This is a genomic window from Microbacterium sp. TW_SC_2, assembly GCF_055361165.1.
Map to the genome: position 1 here is coordinate 623,128 of NZ_CM143952.1, position 16,498 is coordinate 639,625.

General features: G+C 70.9%; 18 protein-coding genes. 6 read left to right on the top strand and 12 right to left on the bottom strand.

The features are described from left to right. Positions 1-16: 16 nt before the first annotated feature. Positions 17-1,507 (bottom strand): dihydrolipoyl dehydrogenase family protein, encoded by a 1,491-nt coding sequence (locus tag ACWA14_RS02920; RefSeq protein ID WP_463795979.1) that lies wholly within the window; start codon positions 1,505-1,507, stop codon positions 17-19. A 47-nt stretch (positions 1,508-1,554) separates the two neighbouring features. On the opposite strand from ACWA14_RS02920, the gene ACWA14_RS02925 reads away from it, so the two are divergent. The 3 genes from ACWA14_RS02925 to ACWA14_RS02935 all read left to right on the top strand — a co-directional run bounded on the left by ACWA14_RS02925 (position 1,555) and on the right by ACWA14_RS02935 (position 4,819). Continuing rightward, entirely contained in the window at positions 1,555-2,211 is a 657-nt protein-coding gene (locus ACWA14_RS02925) for a class I SAM-dependent methyltransferase (RefSeq protein ID WP_463795980.1), read from the top strand. 219 nt (positions 2,212-2,430) lie between these two features. Further along, complete coding sequence (locus ACWA14_RS02930) at positions 2,431-3,447, top strand: TerC family protein (protein WP_463795981.1); 1,017 nt, start codon at positions 2,431-2,433, stop codon at positions 3,445-3,447. 94 nt (positions 3,448-3,541) lie between these two features. Further along, on the top strand, positions 3,542-4,819 hold the full coding sequence (locus ACWA14_RS02935; protein WP_463795982.1) for a hemolysin family protein: 1,278 nt from the start codon (positions 3,542-3,544) through the stop codon (positions 4,817-4,819). A 12-nt stretch (positions 4,820-4,831) separates the two neighbouring features. On the opposite strand, the gene ACWA14_RS02940 is transcribed toward ACWA14_RS02935, so the two are convergent. The 9 genes from ACWA14_RS02940 to ACWA14_RS02980 form a co-directional block, all read right to left on the bottom strand. Beyond that, entirely contained in the window at positions 4,832-5,725 is an 894-nt protein-coding gene (locus tag ACWA14_RS02940) for an SDR family NAD(P)-dependent oxidoreductase (protein WP_463795983.1), read from the bottom strand. 116 nt (positions 5,726-5,841) lie between these two features. Then, complete coding sequence (locus tag ACWA14_RS02945; RefSeq protein WP_463795984.1) at positions 5,842-7,293, bottom strand: PepSY-associated TM helix domain-containing protein; 1,452 nt, start codon at positions 7,291-7,293, stop codon at positions 5,842-5,844. Continuing rightward, positions 7,290-8,528, bottom strand: coding sequence for a Dyp-type peroxidase (locus ACWA14_RS02950; protein ID WP_463795985.1), 1,239 nt, complete (start codon positions 8,526-8,528; stop codon positions 7,290-7,292). The genes ACWA14_RS02945 and ACWA14_RS02950 overlap by 4 nt, the downstream gene beginning before the upstream one ends. Continuing rightward, complete coding sequence (locus ACWA14_RS02955; RefSeq protein WP_463795986.1) at positions 8,528-9,106, bottom strand: copper chaperone PCu(A)C; 579 nt, start codon at positions 9,104-9,106, stop codon at positions 8,528-8,530. Before ACWA14_RS02955 ends, ACWA14_RS02950 begins: the two co-directional genes overlap by 1 nt. 11 nt (positions 9,107-9,117) lie before the next feature. Continuing rightward, on the bottom strand, positions 9,118-9,783 hold the full coding sequence (locus ACWA14_RS02960; protein ID WP_463795987.1) for a copper resistance CopC family protein: 666 nt from the start codon (positions 9,781-9,783) through the stop codon (positions 9,118-9,120). A 121-nt stretch (positions 9,784-9,904) separates the two neighbouring features. Then, positions 9,905-10,513, bottom strand: a complete 609-nt coding sequence (locus ACWA14_RS02965; RefSeq protein ID WP_463795988.1) for a hypothetical protein — start codon at positions 10,511-10,513, stop codon at positions 9,905-9,907. Positions 10,514-10,550: 37 nt separating this feature from the next. Beyond that, positions 10,551-11,264: a cation diffusion facilitator family transporter gene (locus ACWA14_RS02970; RefSeq protein WP_463795989.1), complete on the bottom strand. Its 714-nt coding sequence runs from the start codon at positions 11,262-11,264 to the stop codon at positions 10,551-10,553. Further along, complete coding sequence (gene cmtR / locus ACWA14_RS02975) at positions 11,261-11,620, bottom strand: Cd(II)/Pb(II)-sensing metalloregulatory transcriptional regulator CmtR (RefSeq protein WP_463795990.1); 360 nt, start codon at positions 11,618-11,620, stop codon at positions 11,261-11,263. The genes ACWA14_RS02970 and cmtR overlap by 4 nt, the downstream gene beginning before the upstream one ends. A 55-nt stretch (positions 11,621-11,675) precedes the next feature. Next, positions 11,676-12,215: a small multidrug efflux protein gene (locus ACWA14_RS02980; protein ID WP_463797483.1), complete on the bottom strand. Its 540-nt coding sequence runs from the start codon at positions 12,213-12,215 to the stop codon at positions 11,676-11,678. 157 nt (positions 12,216-12,372) lie between these two features. On the opposite strand from ACWA14_RS02980, the gene ACWA14_RS02985 reads away from it, so the two are divergent. The 3 genes from ACWA14_RS02985 to thrC all read left to right on the top strand — a co-directional run bounded on the left by ACWA14_RS02985 (position 12,373) and on the right by thrC (position 15,683). Then, positions 12,373-13,572, top strand: a complete 1,200-nt coding sequence (locus ACWA14_RS02985) for a sensor histidine kinase (RefSeq protein ID WP_463795991.1) — start codon at positions 12,373-12,375, stop codon at positions 13,570-13,572. Continuing rightward, a complete protein-coding gene (locus tag ACWA14_RS02990) occupies positions 13,569-14,171 on the top strand; it encodes a response regulator (protein ID WP_463795992.1) in 603 nt (200 codons plus the stop codon). The genes ACWA14_RS02985 and ACWA14_RS02990 overlap by 4 nt, the downstream gene beginning before the upstream one ends. Before the next feature lie 99 nt (positions 14,172-14,270). Beyond that, positions 14,271-15,683, top strand: a complete 1,413-nt coding sequence (gene thrC / locus ACWA14_RS02995; protein ID WP_463795993.1) for a threonine synthase — start codon at positions 14,271-14,273, stop codon at positions 15,681-15,683. Between the two features lie 15 nt (positions 15,684-15,698). On the opposite strand, the gene ACWA14_RS03000 is transcribed toward thrC, so the two are convergent. Together ACWA14_RS03000 and ACWA14_RS03005 are read right to left on the bottom strand one after the other, a co-directional pair. Further along, entirely contained in the window at positions 15,699-16,109 is a 411-nt protein-coding gene (locus tag ACWA14_RS03000; RefSeq protein ID WP_463795994.1) for a VOC family protein, read from the bottom strand. Between the two features lie 95 nt (positions 16,110-16,204). Beyond that, positions 16,205-16,471, bottom strand: coding sequence for a glutaredoxin family protein (locus ACWA14_RS03005; RefSeq protein ID WP_463795995.1), 267 nt, complete (start codon positions 16,469-16,471; stop codon positions 16,205-16,207). Positions 16,472-16,498 lie beyond the last annotated feature (27 nt).

Below are 16,498 nucleotides of genomic sequence, written 5' to 3' on the forward strand. Positions count from 1 at the left end.
CGGCTCCGCGGCGGGGTCAGGTCCGCCGACGGTGCACTGCCGACAGGAGCCGGATCGCGCGCGCCACGACACCACCGCGCAGGCCGCGCTGCGCCTCCTTCACGACGGCGTTCCACCCGGCATCCGAATAGGTCGGATAGGCGTGCATGGTCGTTGCGAGCGTCCGCACGCTCATGCGGGTCTTCACCGCGGTCGTGTACTCGGCGAGGGACTCTCCGGCGCGGGGGCCGACGATCGTCGTGCCCACGACCCGGCCGCGGCGGTCCACCACGATGCTCGTGTACCCGTCGGTGTGGCCGTCGGCGATCGCGCGGTCGACGTGCTCGTGCTGCTGCACGATCACCCGCATGCCGCGGTTGCGGGCGTCCGCCGGCGCCACACCCACGGCCCCCACCTCGGGCGAGGTGAAGGTGACGCGCGGGACGACGTCGACGTCGATCTTGCGGGAGAGTCCGAGGACGGCGTTCGTGGCGGCCACGCTGCCGTACATGCCCGCCGTGTGCGTGAAGCGTGGCAGAGGGGTGGCGTCTCCCGCGGCCCGCACGCGCGGATTCGACGTGCGCAGGCTGCGGTCCACCGCGACCGCGCCGTTCTCGTCGCGACGGACTCCGGCGGCATCCAGCCCGAGAGAGTCCGCCTCGACGTGGCGGCCGAGCGCGGCGAGCATCCGATCGAACGGGATCTCGACGCCGCCGCGCAGACGGGCGGTGCCGGAGCGGGCGGGCGCGCTCTCGGTCCCGTCCGAGGCGAACGCGGTCACCTCGGTGCCGAGATGCACGTCGACTCCGTCGGCGCGGAGAGCGGCCAGCACCACGGCGCTCGCCGCGGCATCCTCCTTCGGCAGCAGACGCGCTCCCCGGTGCACGAGCGTCACGGTGCTGCCCAGACGCGCCATGGCCTGGGCCAGTTCGCAGCCGATGGCGCCGCCGCCCACGATGAGGAGACGGGCGGGCAGCTCGTCGAGATCCCAGAACGTCTCGTTCGTCAGCATGTCGATGCGCGTCGCGCCCTCGGTCGTCGGCAGCACGGGCGCGCTGCCGGTGGCGATCAGCGCGTCGCGGAACTCGATGCGTCGGCCGTCCACGACGGCGGAGCGTGGTCCCTCGAAGCGGACGCGGCCGGCGAGGGTGTGCACGCCGTCGCTCGCGAGCGCTTCGGGGGAGTCGACCGGCTCGATGCGGCGGATGGCCTCCCGCACGTGCGCCATGACGGCCGCGAAGTCGACGCGGACCTCCCCGGCGTGCACGCCGACGCTCGCCCCGTGCCGTGCGGCATGCGCGGTCGCCGCGGCCGCGATGAGCGCCTTGGAGGGCACGCATCCGGTGTGCAGACATTCCCCGCCGAACCTCTCGGCCTCCACGAGCAGCACCCGCGCCCCGAGCGCCGCGGCCGTGCGTGCGCCCACGAGGCCGGCGCTGCCCGCACCGATGACGAGCAGATCCCAGGGGGAGCGTGCCGCCTCCGACGCGGTGAGAGGGCGAGCCGGTCTGCGGCGGGATGTGTTCATGGCTAAGAGCCTAGAGTGGACGCGGAGCGGGAGGTCGGATGGTGGGCATGCTGCGTCGATACGGTGTCGGGGCGCGGTGGTACGACATCCTCTCCGGCGAACGGTGGGTGTACCGCGCGGGACGGCGGGCGGGGATCGCCCTGCTCGCGCCGGATGCCGGCAGCGTCGTGATCGACCTCGGCTGCGGAACCGGCCTGAACTTCCCCGCGCTCGTCGACGCCGTGGGGCCCACCGGGCTCGTGATCGGGATCGACCGGAGCCCCGACATGCTCGCGATGGCGCAGCGGCGCGTGGATCGTGAAGGCTGGGCCGATCGCGTCCGGCTGCTCCGGGCGGATGCCGCCGAGCTCCGCGCGGAGCACATCGAAGACGTGCTCGCGGCCGCGCCGGGGGAGAGGGGCGCCCACGCCGACGCGCTTCTCGCGACGTACTCGCTCAGTGTCATCACCGGGCGTGAGGAGGCCTGGCGCCGCGCGACGGCGGCGCTGCGACCGAAGGCCCGTGCGTGCGTCGTCGACATGCAGCCGCCGCGGGGCTTCTGGGCGGTGCTCGCCCCGCTCGCGCGACTGGCGTGCGCGGCCGGTGGAGCCGACATCGCCGCCCGCCCCTGGCGTCTGCTGGAACGCGACGCCGACCCGACGACGGTGCAGCGCGCGGTGCGCAAGGGTGCGCACATCGTGGCGGTGTCCGGCGCGATCGACTGAACGCGGGGCCCGCACCGCGCGTCGTCCCGCCCCTGTTCCTGGGGTCTCTGCAGGAAGTGCCCCTGCGCATCCCGTACACTGGACGGACCAAGGGGAGTACTCCGACACGGTGGTTTCGTCATTACGGATGCAGTCGCATCCCGGGCCATCGGTTCCTGATCTCGGGAATGGGGGAGACTTTGGCGCTGCTTTCCGCTACGCCGACCCCTGGAGCCTGACGTGGACGTTACCCCCCTCATCTGGATCATCACGATCGCGGTCACCATCGCGTTCTTCGTGTACGAGTTCTTCGCACACGTGCGCACGCCGCACGAGCCCAGCATCGGCGAGTCCGCCCGCTGGTCGATCTTCTACATCAGCCTCGCGCTGCTGTTCGGCGTCGGCATCGGCGTCGTCTCCGGGTGGACGTACGGCGGAGAGTACTTCGCCGGCTACCTGACCGAGAAGGCGCTGTCGATCGACAACCTCTTCGTGTTCCTGATCGTGATGACCGGGTTCGCGGTGCCGAAGAAGTATCAGCAGAAGGTGCTGATGATCGGCATCGTCATCGCGCTGATCCTCCGCGGGATCTTCATCGCGGTCGGCGCCACGCTCATCGAGAACTTCTCCTGGATCTTCTACCTTTTCGGCGCGCTGCTGCTCGTCCTCGCCTACCGTCAGGCGTTCAGCAACCACGAGAGCAACCCGGCCAACGGCCGCTTCATGACCTTCGTCCGCCGCCACCTGCCGGTGAGCGACGAGTACAACGGCGACAAGCTCACCGTGGTCAAGAACGGGAAGCGTTTCGTCACCCCGATGCTGCTCACGATCATCGCGATCGGCTTCATCGACCTCGTCTTCGCCGTCGACTCCATCCCCGCGATCTACGGCCTCACCGATCAGGCGTACATCGTCTTCACCGCCAACGCCTTCGCCCTGATGGGTCTGCGTCAGCTGTACTTCCTCATCGGCGGGCTCCTGGAGCGTCTGGTCTACCTGGCGCAGGGCCTCGCGGTGATCCTCGCCTTCATCGGCGTCAAGCTCGTGCTGCACGCGATGCACGTCAACGAGCTGCCGTTCATCAACGGCGGCGAGCCGATGCTGTGGGCTCCCGAGATCCCGATCTGGTTCTCGCTGCTGTTCATCGCCGCCACTATCGCGATCGCGACCGTGGCCAGCCTCCTCAAGACACGTCGGGCACCGGACAGTGTTCCCGCCGGCGCCGGCGCCGCCCGCGACGACAAGGAGCTCTCGTGAGCGCGCATCACTGTTCTGACTTTTCGGACTCCGACAGTACGAGCGCCCGGTTCACCCCGGGCGCTCACCCCGCTTCGACGCAGGTCAGCCGCTGATGGGCGACCTCTTCTGGAACATCGCTCTCGTCTTCGTGTTCGTGCTGATCGGTGGCGTGTTCGCGGCGACCGAGATGGCGCTCGTCACGCTCCGTGAGAGTCAGCTCAACGCGATCAGCCTGCGCGGCCGGCGCGGCATGAAGGTCGCCGCCCTCGCCCGCAACCCCAACACGTTCCTCTCGGCGGTGCAGATCGGCGTCACGGTGGCCGGCTTCGCCTCCGCCGCGTACGGAGCGACCTCGATCGCGCCGTCGCTGGCTCCGGTGCTGGAATCGTGGGGGATCGCGCCGCCGCTGGCGTTGACGATCGCCACGCTCGTGCTGACGCTCATCATCGCCTACCTCTCGCTCGTGCTGGGCGAGCTGGTGCCGAAGCGGCTCGCGATCCAGCGCAATGCGCAGTTCGCCTACGCGGTGGCTCCCGCGCTCAACGGGTTCGCGACGATCATGCGCCCGGTGATCTGGCTGCTGTCGATCTCGACGAACACGCTCGTGCGTCTGCTCGGCGGGGACCCGAACAAGACCTCCGACGAGCTCACCGACGAAGAGGTGCGCGACATCGTCGCCACGCATCAGGGACTCCCCGACGACGAGCGCCGCATCCTCGACGATGTCCTGTCGCTGCGCGGACGTCAGATCAGCGAGGTCATGCGCCCGCGTCCGGAGGTCGTCGCGCTGGATGAGACGTCGACCGTGGCGGAGGCCATCGCGCAGGTGCGCGAGCTCCCGTTCTCGCGGTACCCGGTCTCGGACAAGTCGATCGACGACATCACCGGATTCGTGCATGTGCGCGATCTGTTCGAGGTGTTCGCGGCGGAGCCGGAGCGTCCGCTCGACGCGCTGGTGCGCCCGATCCCGTACATCCCGTCCACGGCGCGGGTGCTGCCGACGCTCACCCGGATGCGCGCCGACGGTCACCACATCGCGGTCGTCGTCGACGAGTACGGCGGGACCGACGGTCTCGTCACACTCGAGGACCTCGTGGAAGAGGTCGTGGGTGAGATCTTCGACGAGTACGACACCGCCGTGCTCGAGTCGCCCGGCGGCGACCTCGACGGACGATTGAACCTGCAGGACTTCGAGGAGGCGACGGGGCTGGAGCTGCCCCGTGGTTCGTCCGACACCATCGCGGGCTTCGTGACGGAGCAGCTCGGTCGGCTCGGTGCCGTCGGAGACACGATCGAGGTGGACGGCGCGACCATCCAAGTCGTCGAACTCGATCGTCGGCGCATCGCACGGGTGCGGGTCGTCCCCGCCGCCGCCGTCAGCGAGGACTGAGCCGGTCGCGGGTCAGGGCGAGAACGACACGCCCGTGGCGGTCTCGGCCGCGTCCCACAGCGCGGCACCGACATCGGGCGCGCGCACGTGATCCGATGCCCTGACGCGTCGCGGCGCACCGCGGAACTCCAGCAGGCCGCCGGGTCCCCAGTAGTCGCCACCCTGGACGTCCGGGTGCACGGCGGCATGCACGATCGGCAGGGCGCCGCCGTCCTTCCCCTGGACGAGCGCGCGGGTGGTGGACGCGAGGGCGCGGATCGGGGCGGAAACCGACACCGCGCCCGCCCGCGGCGGTGTGAGCGGATCGACCGCGTAACCGGGGTGCGCCGACACCGCGGACCGCGCAGAGCCGGACCAGCGGCGATCGAGCTCGAACGCGAACGACATCAGCGCGGCCTTCGAGCGTCCGTACTGGCGCAGCGACGGACCGCGCCAGGGAGCGGTGAGCGTCGCCGGGTCGATGCGGGCGAAGCGGTGCGCCAGCGAGCCCACCGCCACGACGCGGGCGTCCGACGCCAGCGTGCGATCGAGGTGTGCGATCAGTGCGAAGTGTCCGAGGGCGTTGGTTCCCACCATCAGATCGAGCCCGTCGAGGGTGCGTGCCGCATGATCGGCGGCCTTGACGCCCGCGTTGCAGATGACCGCATCGACGCGCTCGTGGATGCCGGATGCCGCGGCGGCGACACTCGCCAGTGAGCCGAGGTCGAGCGGGACGACGGCGAGGTCGGCATCGGGTACCTGCGTGCGGACGGCGGACACCGCTGTGGATGCTCGCTTCTCCGACCGGCATCCGAGCAGCACGCGCGCGCCGCGTGCCGCGAGCTGTTCCACGCACCAGTAGCCGATCCCGGCATTGGCCCCCGTGACCAGGATCGTGCGGCCGTGCAGGTCGGCGGAGGCGTTCATCCCCTCAACCTAACTCCTGCCGAGCCACCCCCTTGTGCGCGAACCGCCCCCTTATATGTCGCCACAAAGGGGTGGCTTGCACAGAAGGGGGTGGCTCGACGCGGCGGGGGAGGCGGTCAGGAACGCGGCATGCGCGAGCGGGAGGAGCGGGAGCGCGAGGCACGCCACCCGAGCAGAGTGTCGAGCACGACGAATCCGAGCAGCGTCCACCCGACGAGCGGCAGCCACAGCGCGACCAGCACCGCTCCGACGGCCACGGCCCCGAGGCCCCACCACGGCGCCCCGCCCAGGGCGCCCCGACGCGGAGCCGCGCCGACCGGGCGTCGGGGATCGCCCGTCGGGCGTCGCTTGCCCCACATCAGATACCCCAGGACCACCATCGCGGCGATCGTGGAGGCGACCAGGAACATCACGATCTGACTCGCGAGGCCGAACAACGCGCCCATGTGCAGATCGATGCCCCAGCGCGCGAGCTTCGCGGGAAGCGAGTAGTCGGCGAAATCGACGCGGTCGACCACCTCCAGGGTCGTGCCGTCGATCGCGACCGTGTCGACCTCGGTCGGGAACGACGCCTTGATCTCGCGCACCACCCAGGCGCTGCCCGGCTCGGCGGGGGGTGTGATCTCGACGAGACCCGTGTTCACGTTCGTCCGCTGCGCGATCGCGAGGACAGCGTCGAACGTGGCCGGGTTCGCCGCGCCGGTCGGGGCGGACGCCGGGCCGTGATGCCCCGCGTGCTCGTCCGCGGACGCATCGTCCTGATCACCCAGCGTCGTGTTCAGGGCCGGCGTGCTCCAGTCGAGCGCGGCCCGCAGGTTCGACACGTTCGCTCCGGCGTACTGCGACCAGGTGATCCCCGTCGCCGAGAGGAACAGCGCACCCAGCAGCACCCAGATCCCGAGCGAGCTGTGCCACCCGAAGATCCGCCGGTACCCGCGGTGGGCGCGGTTCGGACGCACGAAGTCACGTTTCACCCGCGCGCGGCGCACCCGGATGATCCACAGCGCCAGTCCCGCGAGGGCGACGATCCCGAGCCAGGATGCCGCGAGCTCGCTGTAGTGACGCCCGACGTCGCCGAGGTGCAGGTTGCGATGCAGATTGTCGACCCAGATGCGCAGCGGCAGGGCGCCGCTGGTTCCGTACACGGTCAGATCGCCGCGGATCTCGCCCGTCCCCGGATCGACGAACACCGCCCGCGACTCGCTCGCCCCGAGCCCCTCCTGGGCGAACATCACCCGCGTCGTGTCGCCGGGCTCGGGCGCGGGGCGCACCGCCGACAGCACGGCCTCCCCACCGATGTAGTCCTCGGCGACCTCGATCTGCGCGGCGAGAGGCAGACGCTCCTCGGTCACGGGGGCATGCAGCTCGTGCGCATAGACCACCTGCTCGAGCTGGGGGGTGAGCGCGTAGAGCGCCCCGCTCACCGCGGCGATCAGGATGAAGGGACCGACCAGGATCCCGGCGAAGAAGTGCAGGCGCAGCAGGAGCGCCCCGAACCAGCCCCGTCGAGGCCCGGGGGAGGGTCGGGCATCCGGGTCTCTCTGCGGCGCGGGGGACACGACGGTCATGCCGCGCCCCCGCCCGTGAGCAGCGTCTCGCCGATGAATCCGCCCTCGACGCAGCCGGGAGGGATCGCGAAGACGGCCGACCCGATCGGCGTCGTCCACTCGTTGAGCAGGTCGAGCTCGGAGAGCCGCTTCTGCATCGGGGTGAACTGGCGGTCGATGTCGGCCTGGAAGGAGACGAAGAGCAGCCCGGACTCCGAGACGCCCGCCCCGGAAGGGCGCTCGTCATAGTTGTAGCCGCGGCGGAAGATCCGCGCGGAATCGTCTCCGCGCGCCCGGCGGATGTGCGCGAACGGCGCGATCACCGGGAACCCCACGGCGGTGGTGGCCTCGAAGTCCGGCTCGTCGAACTCCTCCGTTCCGGTCAGCGGTGCGCCGTTCGCCATGGTGCGTCCGACCGAGGCCTCACGACCGCCCCTGTCGAGGCGATCCCACTTGTCGAGATCCATCCGGATGCGGCGGATCACCGCACCGGTCCCTCCGGCCATCCAGCCCTCGCCCGCCCAGACGACGGCGTCGAAGTCTTCCGTACCCGGCTGCGGATTCGTGGTGCCGTCCACCTGCCCGAACAGGTTGCGCATGGTCGTGCCCGGTCGTTCGGTGCCGTAGGCGCGGCGGAAACCGGTCTGGCTCCAGCGCAGCGTCGCGAAGCTGCGGGCGTCCTTGAGCAGCATCCGTGCCGCGTGCGCCACCGTCAGCGGATCGTCGCCGGCGATCTGCAGCAGCAGGTCGCCGTCGCTGAACTCGGGCTGCAGCCGGTCGATCGAGAAGGCGGGGAGCGGGGCGAGCCACGCCGGGGTGGATCCCGCGGCGCGGGCGACGAGCCCCGGCCCGAACCCGAACGTGATCGTCAGGCGGGCGGGCGCGAGCGCGAGCTCCGGCTCGGAGTCGGCCAGGGCCGGCTTCCCCTGCGTGAGCCGGGCGGCGTCGTCCGAGAGGATCCGCATCAGTCGGGTCAGCCCCTCCCGATCCGCGGTGCTGAGCAGGTCGAGGGCCAGGAACTGTCCGTGGGCCTGCGCCGCGGTGTCGATCCCGGCCTGATGCGCGCCGAAGAACGGTACGGTCTCCTCACCGTTCATGGGGACCGCGGGGGCGGCGGATGCCGCGGGACGAGTGAGCGCGTGGTCGACACCGATCGCCGCAGCCGCGCCGACACCGGCGACAGCCCCTCCGAGGAGGAACTGCCGCCGGGTCGACCCGGTGCGTTCGGTGCGCGCGCCCTCAGCGGGCGCCGGCATCAGTGATCCATGCCTTCGTGCTCGTCGCCGCCGTCTTCGTAGTTCTCGTTCGCGCCCGAGTAGTCCTTCACCGGCGCCTCGAACTCGTAGGTCGAGTCGTCCGAGAAGGTCAGGGTCACCGAGACGGTGTCCCCGGCCTGCAGCGGTCCTGTGAGGTCCATCAGCATGAGGTGATCGGCTCCGGGCTCCAGGGCGATCGAGCCACCCGCGGGGATGACGAAGCCTCCCTCGATCTCGCGCATGATCATCTCGCCGGCCTCGTTCTCGACCGTCTCGTGGAGTTCGAGCATGCTCGAGGCGGGGGACTCGGCCGAGACGACCGTGACATCCTGGTCGCCGTCGTTGACGAGCGTGCCGAACGCGGCGGACATGCCCTCATCCGCCGACTTCACCCAGCCGTCCTCGATCGTGACGGTGTCGCCGGCCGGAGCCGACGCGGTGGGGGCCGCTGCGCCGGTCGCCGCGCAGCCGCTGAGCGCGAGCATCGAGACGGCGATCAGGGACGCGAAGCGGGTCGGGGTCACCCGGCCCCGCTTCGCGGTCGGACGGGAGGGGGTGGTGTGTGTCGTGGTGTTCACGAGATTGCCTTTCAGAGCTGTTCTTCCGCAGCATCGCCGGTGTCCGGCACTGCGGGGGCCGTGCGGGGACGGCGGAGGATTCGGTAGACGGCGAAGGCGGCGGCAGCGAGAGCCGCTCCGCCCGCACCGATGAGGAGCACCCGGGGGATGCCCGGGGAGTCCGTGGTGGTCTGATCCTGTGCGCTGTCGGCGTCCGCATCTCCGGTGCCGGGGCCTGCGCCGGCGGCATCATCCGCGTCGGCACCGGATGCCGAACCGCCGCCGGTCGCGCTCGGGGATGCCAGAGGAGCGGCATCCCCGATCGTGAAGGGCACGATGCCCGAGATCGGGTGACCGTCTTCCGAGACGACCTGCCAGCGCACCTGGTACCCGGCGTCCGGCATGCCCTCCTCGACGCTGGCCGTGACCGCGTTGCCACTGACCTCGACGTCGCCGGTCGCCCAGTCCCGGCCGGCCTCGTCCATCACGAGGACGACCGCGCCGAGCGTGGAGTCGCCGAGCACCAGGAGCTCGCCGGAGAACGTCAGGACGATGTTCTCCGGCGCGGCATCCAGGCGCTCTTCGGCTCCGGGGGTGCTGTGGACGAGCGAGTCGTGGGCCGATGCAGGCGCGGCGACCGCGAAGACCGCGACAGCCGCCACCGCCAGACCCACGGCGATTCTGCGGACAGGGGACATGGGACAGACCTCTCGACGGGCGTCGACGACCGACGCCGTGCGTGCGTACGGATCTCCCGGCGCCGATCAGCGGCGCGCAGGAGCAGATCGCCACCCGGCCAGGGGCCGGGGGAGATGGGGATCAGACCGTCGCGTGCCGAGGCGGGGCGCGTCCGCGCAGGGGGGAGAGGAGGGCGGCGCTGCGCAGGACCGCGATCTCCACACGGAGAGTCGGACGCGGCGCCGGACGGGGACTGTGCGGGGCGAGGACGGCATCGACCCGGCGCTGCAGCCAGCGGACGCTCTGCTGGGCGAGGTCGCGCAGGGCGAGCAGCAGGCGCTCGCCGCGGTGCAGGGCGATGATGGTCGCGAGGGCGGCGATGGCGTGGCCGAACCACATCATGCCGCCGGTGGCGAGGGTCTCGGGGATGCCGGTGGCCGCGACGGGAAGCACGAGCGGGGCGCCGTGCACGTGCGGAGCCGCAGAGCCTGCGGGGGTGATCGCCCCGAGCACGAAGAGCACGTGGAAGAGGAACTGGCTCACGGCGACCGAGATGCTCAGGCGGATCGCGGAGAGTCTCCGGCCGGCCAGGAGCACGCACACCATGAACGAGAGCATCCACGGGACGACGATGCCGAGTCCGCCGGGCATCGCACCTCCGGCGGAGACGTGACCGGCCAGCGCCGCGAAGATCGCCACGGAGGATGCCGCGAAGCCCCGAAGGACCGCGGGCTTCCTGGACTGGTGCACAGCTCCATTGTGTCAGGTGTCCGCGCGGCCTCCGCCCTCAGTGCGACCGGTCGCCCGCGTGGTCGTGGTCGTGGTCGTGGTGGTGGTGGTGCGGGTCGTGGTCTTCCTCGCTCTCGAGGATCATGCCCACCGAGGTCGCGCAGGCATCGCCCTTCCACGCCTCGACCCCCTCGCGCAGCGCGAACGCGGCGATCACGAGAGCGGCCACGGCATCCGCCCACCACCAGCCGAATGCCGAGTTCAGCACGAGTCCGACGAGCACGGCAGCCGACAGATAGGTGCAGATGAGCGTCTGCATCGAGTCGGCGACCGCCGTGGCCGACCCGATCTCGCGCCCGGCGCGCCGCTCGGCGTACGACAGGAACGGCATGACGACGACGCTGACCGCCGCCAGCCCGATGCCGACGGCGCTGTGCTGGGGGCGCTCGGCGGTCAGGAGCGCGAACACCGACGACGCCGTGACGTAGGTGGCGAGGGCGAAGAAGGCGATCGCGATCACCCGCAGGGTCGGCTTCTCCCAGCGTTCGGGATCGCGGCGCGTGAACTGCCAGGCGACCGCCGCCGCCGAGAGCACCTCGATCGTGGAATCGAGCCCGAATCCGATCAGCGCCACGGAGGAGGCGATCGACCCCGCCGTGAGCGCGATGACCGCCTCGATCAGGTTGTAGCCGATCGTGATCGCGACGATCAGGCGGATGCGGCGGTGCAGCGTCGTGCGCCGAGCCGGTGACACCGCGCTCTCGGTGCTCATGCGCCGGCCGCCGGGTCGCAGCATCCGGTCACCGCGCACGCCGGATCCCGGCAGGGCTCGTTCTCGTCCACGGCGGAGGTCGCCTCGAGCAGCGCGCCCAGCGCCGCCCCGATGTGCGGGTCCGCCAGCTCGTAGCGGGTCTGACGGCCCTCGGGCTCGGCGACGATGAGGCCGCATCCGCGCAGGCAGGCGAGGTGGTTCGAGACGTTCGACCGGGTGAGGTCGAGCTCGGCGGCGAGCTGCGCCGGGTAGCCGGGGGCCTGCAGGAGGGCGAGGAGGATGCGCGACCGGGTCGGGTCGGCCATCGCCCGCCCCCACCGGTTCATGACGTCGAGACGCGAGGAAATGGTCAGCATACGCTGACTATACAGCGCATGCTGACCATTCCGGAAGCGAGGCCAGGGGGCGACGTCAGCGGATGACGGAGACCGCGGTCGCGATGATCACCGTGACGACCGTGGTCCATCCGATGATCGCGAGAGCCTGCCAGAACAGCACCCGCGCCTTGCTCACGCCGGCGGCGGCGAGCATCGTCGCGGTGAAGTGCGTCGGCAGCAGGAGCGGGCCGAGCAGGCTCACCCCGGGCACGCCGTAACGGGTGAACGCGCGCTGGAACTTCTCGCGGCGCGCGGCCTTGCGACCCGACTCATCCGACACGACGGACTCGTCGATGATCGAGCCGTCGGACGCGACGCTCTGGCGCACGCGAGACCGCGAGACGATCGCCCGTCGGGCACCGGAGCTGGCGAGCACGAGGATCGCGACGCAGGCGAAGTTGCCGACGATCGCCGCGATCGCAGCGACGACGGGGTGGATGCCGCCGATGATGCCGATCGAGGCCGCACCCTCTCCCTCGATGAAGGGGATCGCCCCGGCGAGCGCGACGATCAGCGGCTGGACGAGCTCGGGCACCTGGGCCACGAGGTTCTGGAAGGTGTCGATCAGGTTCATGGTCATGCTCCTGGAGGTCGATGTCGACGGGATGTCCGTCGTGATGCCTCCAGTCCATCGGCTCACGCCTCGGGGGACCAGTGCCGGACTGTCACCGGATGCCGGGCATCCTGCACGGTCCCTGCGTGACAAGTGTCACGCCCGTATCGTGGTGCTCGTGAGCAGCGGAATCGTGGATGTGTCGGTGGATCCGGGCCCGGGTGCGCGCCAGTTGTCGCGAGGCATCACGGCGACGTGGTGGTACACCGTCTCGGCGGTCCTGCTGTTCGAGGTCATGATGACCGTGGCCTGGGTGTCGCTGGCTCTGGCATCGGGAGCGTCGGACGCCGCCGCGGTCGTGGTGGGCGCGGGGGGCGTCCTCTGGGCGGCGTCGACCGTGCCGCTGCTCAACGACTACCGTCACCGGCTGGATGCCGAGCCCGGCGTGGCCTGGCGACGCCTGGGCGGACCGATGCTCGTGGCTGTCGTCTACGGCGCGGTGGCCGGGGTGCTCGTGGAGAGCTGGCAGATCGCCCTGATGCCCGCGATCCAGTCGCTGGTGCTCCTCAACTGGCAGCGCGGGGTCCGCTACCGCGTCGTGATCGCGGGCACCCTCGTGCTCGCGGTGCTCAGCGTGGTCGACGTCTCCCGGGGGATCTTCGGGACGGGCCTGGCCTGGTGGTTGCCCGTCGCCTACACCGCGTTGCTGCCCGCGATGAGCGTGAGCTCCCTCTGGTGGTGGGACGTGCTGAACGCGCTCGACCGTGCCCGGGCGTCCGAGGCGCGCCTCGCGGCGACGCAGGAGCGGCTGCGTGTGGCCACCGATGTGCACGATCTGCAGGGGCATCATCTGCAGGTGATCGCGCTGCAGCTCGAACTCGCCGAGCGACTCATGAGTCGCGACCCGGATGCCGCGCTGCAGCAGCTCCGGGCGGCGCGCGCGAGCGTCGATGACGCGCGCCAGGGCACACGCGACCTGGCGACCCGGTTCCGCTCGGTTCCGCTCGGCGACGAGCTCGCGAACGCCCGCGACCTGCTCACGGCGGCCGGCCTGAGCGTCGAGTCCGACATCGCCCCGGATGCCGACCTCGCCCCGGCATCCGACCTCGGCCCCGTGATCCGGGAGACGACCACGAACGTGCTGCGGCACGGCGGCGGACGTCGCGCCCGACTCGAGCTCCGACGGGCGGACGGCGGGTGGTGCTATCTGATCGCCAACGATGTGATCGCCGGGGCAGAACCGCGCGCGGACGGCTCCGGGCTCGACGGCATCCGGCGCCGGATCGCGGAGGCGGACGGAACGATCGACGTCGCGCGGAGTCCGGAGGAGTTCGTCGTGACGGTCACCGTTCCCGACTCCCGGGAGGGGGCGCGATGATCCGTGTGCTGCTGGCCGATGATGAGGGAATGATCCGCTCGGCCCTCGCCGCGCTGCTGCGGCTGGAGGACGACATCGAGGTCGTCGCCGAGTGCGCCGACGGGGACCAGGCGGTCGCCGAGGCGCTGCGACTGCTGCCCGATGTCTGCCTGCTCGATCTCGAGATGCCCGGTCTGGACGGCGTGCAGGTCGCCGAGAAGCTCCAGCGGGCCATCGCGACGCGCTGCGTCGTGGTGACCCGCCACGCGCGACCCGGGGTGCTGCGCCGCGCGCTGGCGTCGGGGGTCTCCGGGTTCCTGCCGAAGTCGCGCGGAGCCGACGAGGTCGCCGCGGTGATCCGCCGGGTCGCCGCCGGAGGGCGCTACGTCGATCCGGAGATCGCGGCGGATGCCCTCAGCGACGAGCGCTCGCCGCTGACCGGTCGAGAGCTCGACGTCCTGCGTGCCGGACGGCGCGGGGAGACGACCGGACAGATCGCGAAGGCGCTGGCGCTCGCGCCCGGCACCGTGCGCAACCACATCTCGACGATCCTGGGCAAGCTCGCCGTCGGCACCCGACAGCAGGCGGTCGTGGTCGCCGAGGAGCGCGGCTGGATCTGACACCGCCGGTGACGACTCCCGGCATCCGTCATCTCGTCAACCGCGGGCATCCGGGCCTGAGAGAATGAAGGACGCCGAGTCCCGATCCGAGGAGCCAACGTGCAGTTCATCTCCACCCGCGGCGGCATGACGCCGCAGCCGTTCAGCGAGACGCTGTTGGAGGGCCTCGCGCCCGACGGCGGGCTCGCGGTCCCCGCCGAGATGCCGACCGTGAGCGCGGAGACGCTGGAGCGCTGGCGTGCGCTGACCTACCCGCAGCTCGCGACCGAGGTCCTGGGGCTCTTCGCCACCGACATCCCTCGGGAGGACCTCGCCCGGATGACGGAGGCCGCGTACGCGCCGTTCCCGGAGAGCGTCGTACCGCTGCGCTCGATCGGCGACGGCATCACGCTGGTGGGCCTGTCCGAAGGGCCGACGCTCGCGTTCAAGGACATGGCGATGCAGTTCCTCGGGCAGGTGCTCGAGTACATCCTGGAGCGCAAGGACTCGGTCCTCAACATCCTCGGAGCGACCTCGGGCGACACCGGCTCCGCCGCCGAGCACGCCCTCCGGGGCAAGGATCGGGTGTCGGTGTTCATGCTGTCCCCGCAAGGGAGGATGAGCACGTTCCAGCGCGCGCAGATGTTCTCGCTCGCCGAGGACAACGTCCACAACATCGCGATCGAGGGCGTCTTCGACGACTGCCAGAACCTCGTCAAGCACCTCGCCGGAGACCTCGAGTTCAAGCGCTCGCAGCACCTCGGCGCCGTGAACTCGATCAACCTCGCGCGCATCACCGCGCAGACGGTGTACTACTTCTGGGCCTGGCTGCGGGCGACGGACGCCGACGGACCCACCGAGGTGTCGTTCACCGTGCCGTCGGGGAACTTCGGGAACATCCTCTCCGGATTCTTCGCGAAGCAGATGGGGCTGCCCATCCGACGCCTCGTGCTGGCCGCGAACGAGAACAACGTGCTGGACGAGTTCTTCCGCACCGGCATCTACCGCCCGCGCAGCGCCGCCCAGACGCTCGCGACGTCGAGCCCGTCCATGGACATCTCGAAGGCGTCGAACCTCGAGCGCTTCATCTTCGAGCTCGTCGACCGTGATCCGCAGCGCGTCGTCTCCGCCTGGCACGAGCTCGACGAGCAGGGCTTCGTGGACTTCACGCAGGAGCAGTCGCGGTTCGCCGGCGAGTTCGGCATCATCAGCGGCACCAGCACGCATGACGACCGTCTCGCGACGATCCGCTCGGTGTACGAGACGGTCGGGGAGACCATCGACCCGCACACGGCGGACGGCGTCAAGGTCGCGCGCGAGAATCTCGAAGCAGGCGTGCCGATGCTCGTGCTCGAGACCGCGAAGCCGCAGAAGTTCGCCGAGACGATCCACGAGGCGATCGGTGTCGAGCTCGACTACTCGCCGGAGCTCCGGCAGATGCTCGATGCTCCGCAGCACGTGACCGAGATGGCCGACGACGAGCACGTGCTCCGGTCGTTCATCGCGGCGCACGCCCTGCGCCCGCAGGCCTAGACGCGGTCGGAGGCCTCACTCCGGGTCGCCGTGCAGCATCCAGGCGATTCCGAAGCGGTCGACGAGCATGCCGAACGTGCCGCCCCACGGCGGCACCTCGAGCGGCATCGTCACGGTTCCGCCGTCGGCGAGGAGATCCCAGATCTCCCGCGTGCGGGCCTGGGTGTTGCCGCTCAATGACACGGAGAAGCCCTGCGGCGCCTGGTAGGGCATGCCGTTCGGCGTGTCCGACGCCATCAGCACCAGGCCGTCGGGTGTGGTGAGCTGGCCGTGCATGACGAGGTCGTGCTGGCTCGCGTCCTGCACCATGTCGGGGAACGCCCCGAACTCGGTGATCTCGAGCTCACCGCCCAGCACACCCTGGTAGAACTCCAGGGCCTGGCGGGCATCGTCGCGGAAGGAGAGGTACGGGTTGAGGTTCGCCATGAGTGCTCCTGGAGGGGCCGCCGGGCGCGGCCGCGCACGCTCATTCTGCGCCGGGGGCACCGGCGCCGCAAGGGGTTCCGGGGCGCCGGCGACGGTCAGTCGGGAAGCGCCCTGACGGCCGCTGTCAGCACCTGGGGAACGGTCGGCACGCCCTCGGCGCGGAACACGACGGCCCCGGCGTCATCGCGGATGATGACGGTGGGCGTGAAGCGGATGTCGAGCTCCTCCGCCCGCTCGGGGTCGCGAGCGACGTCGATCTCGGTGATCGTCGCATCGGGCAGGAAACGGACGGCGTCGCTCAGCACCGCACGCGTGCGCGCGCACGCGCCGCAGAACGACGAGGTGACCAGCGTCAGTTCCATCGGAGCCTTCCCGGACGCGCCCGCGTC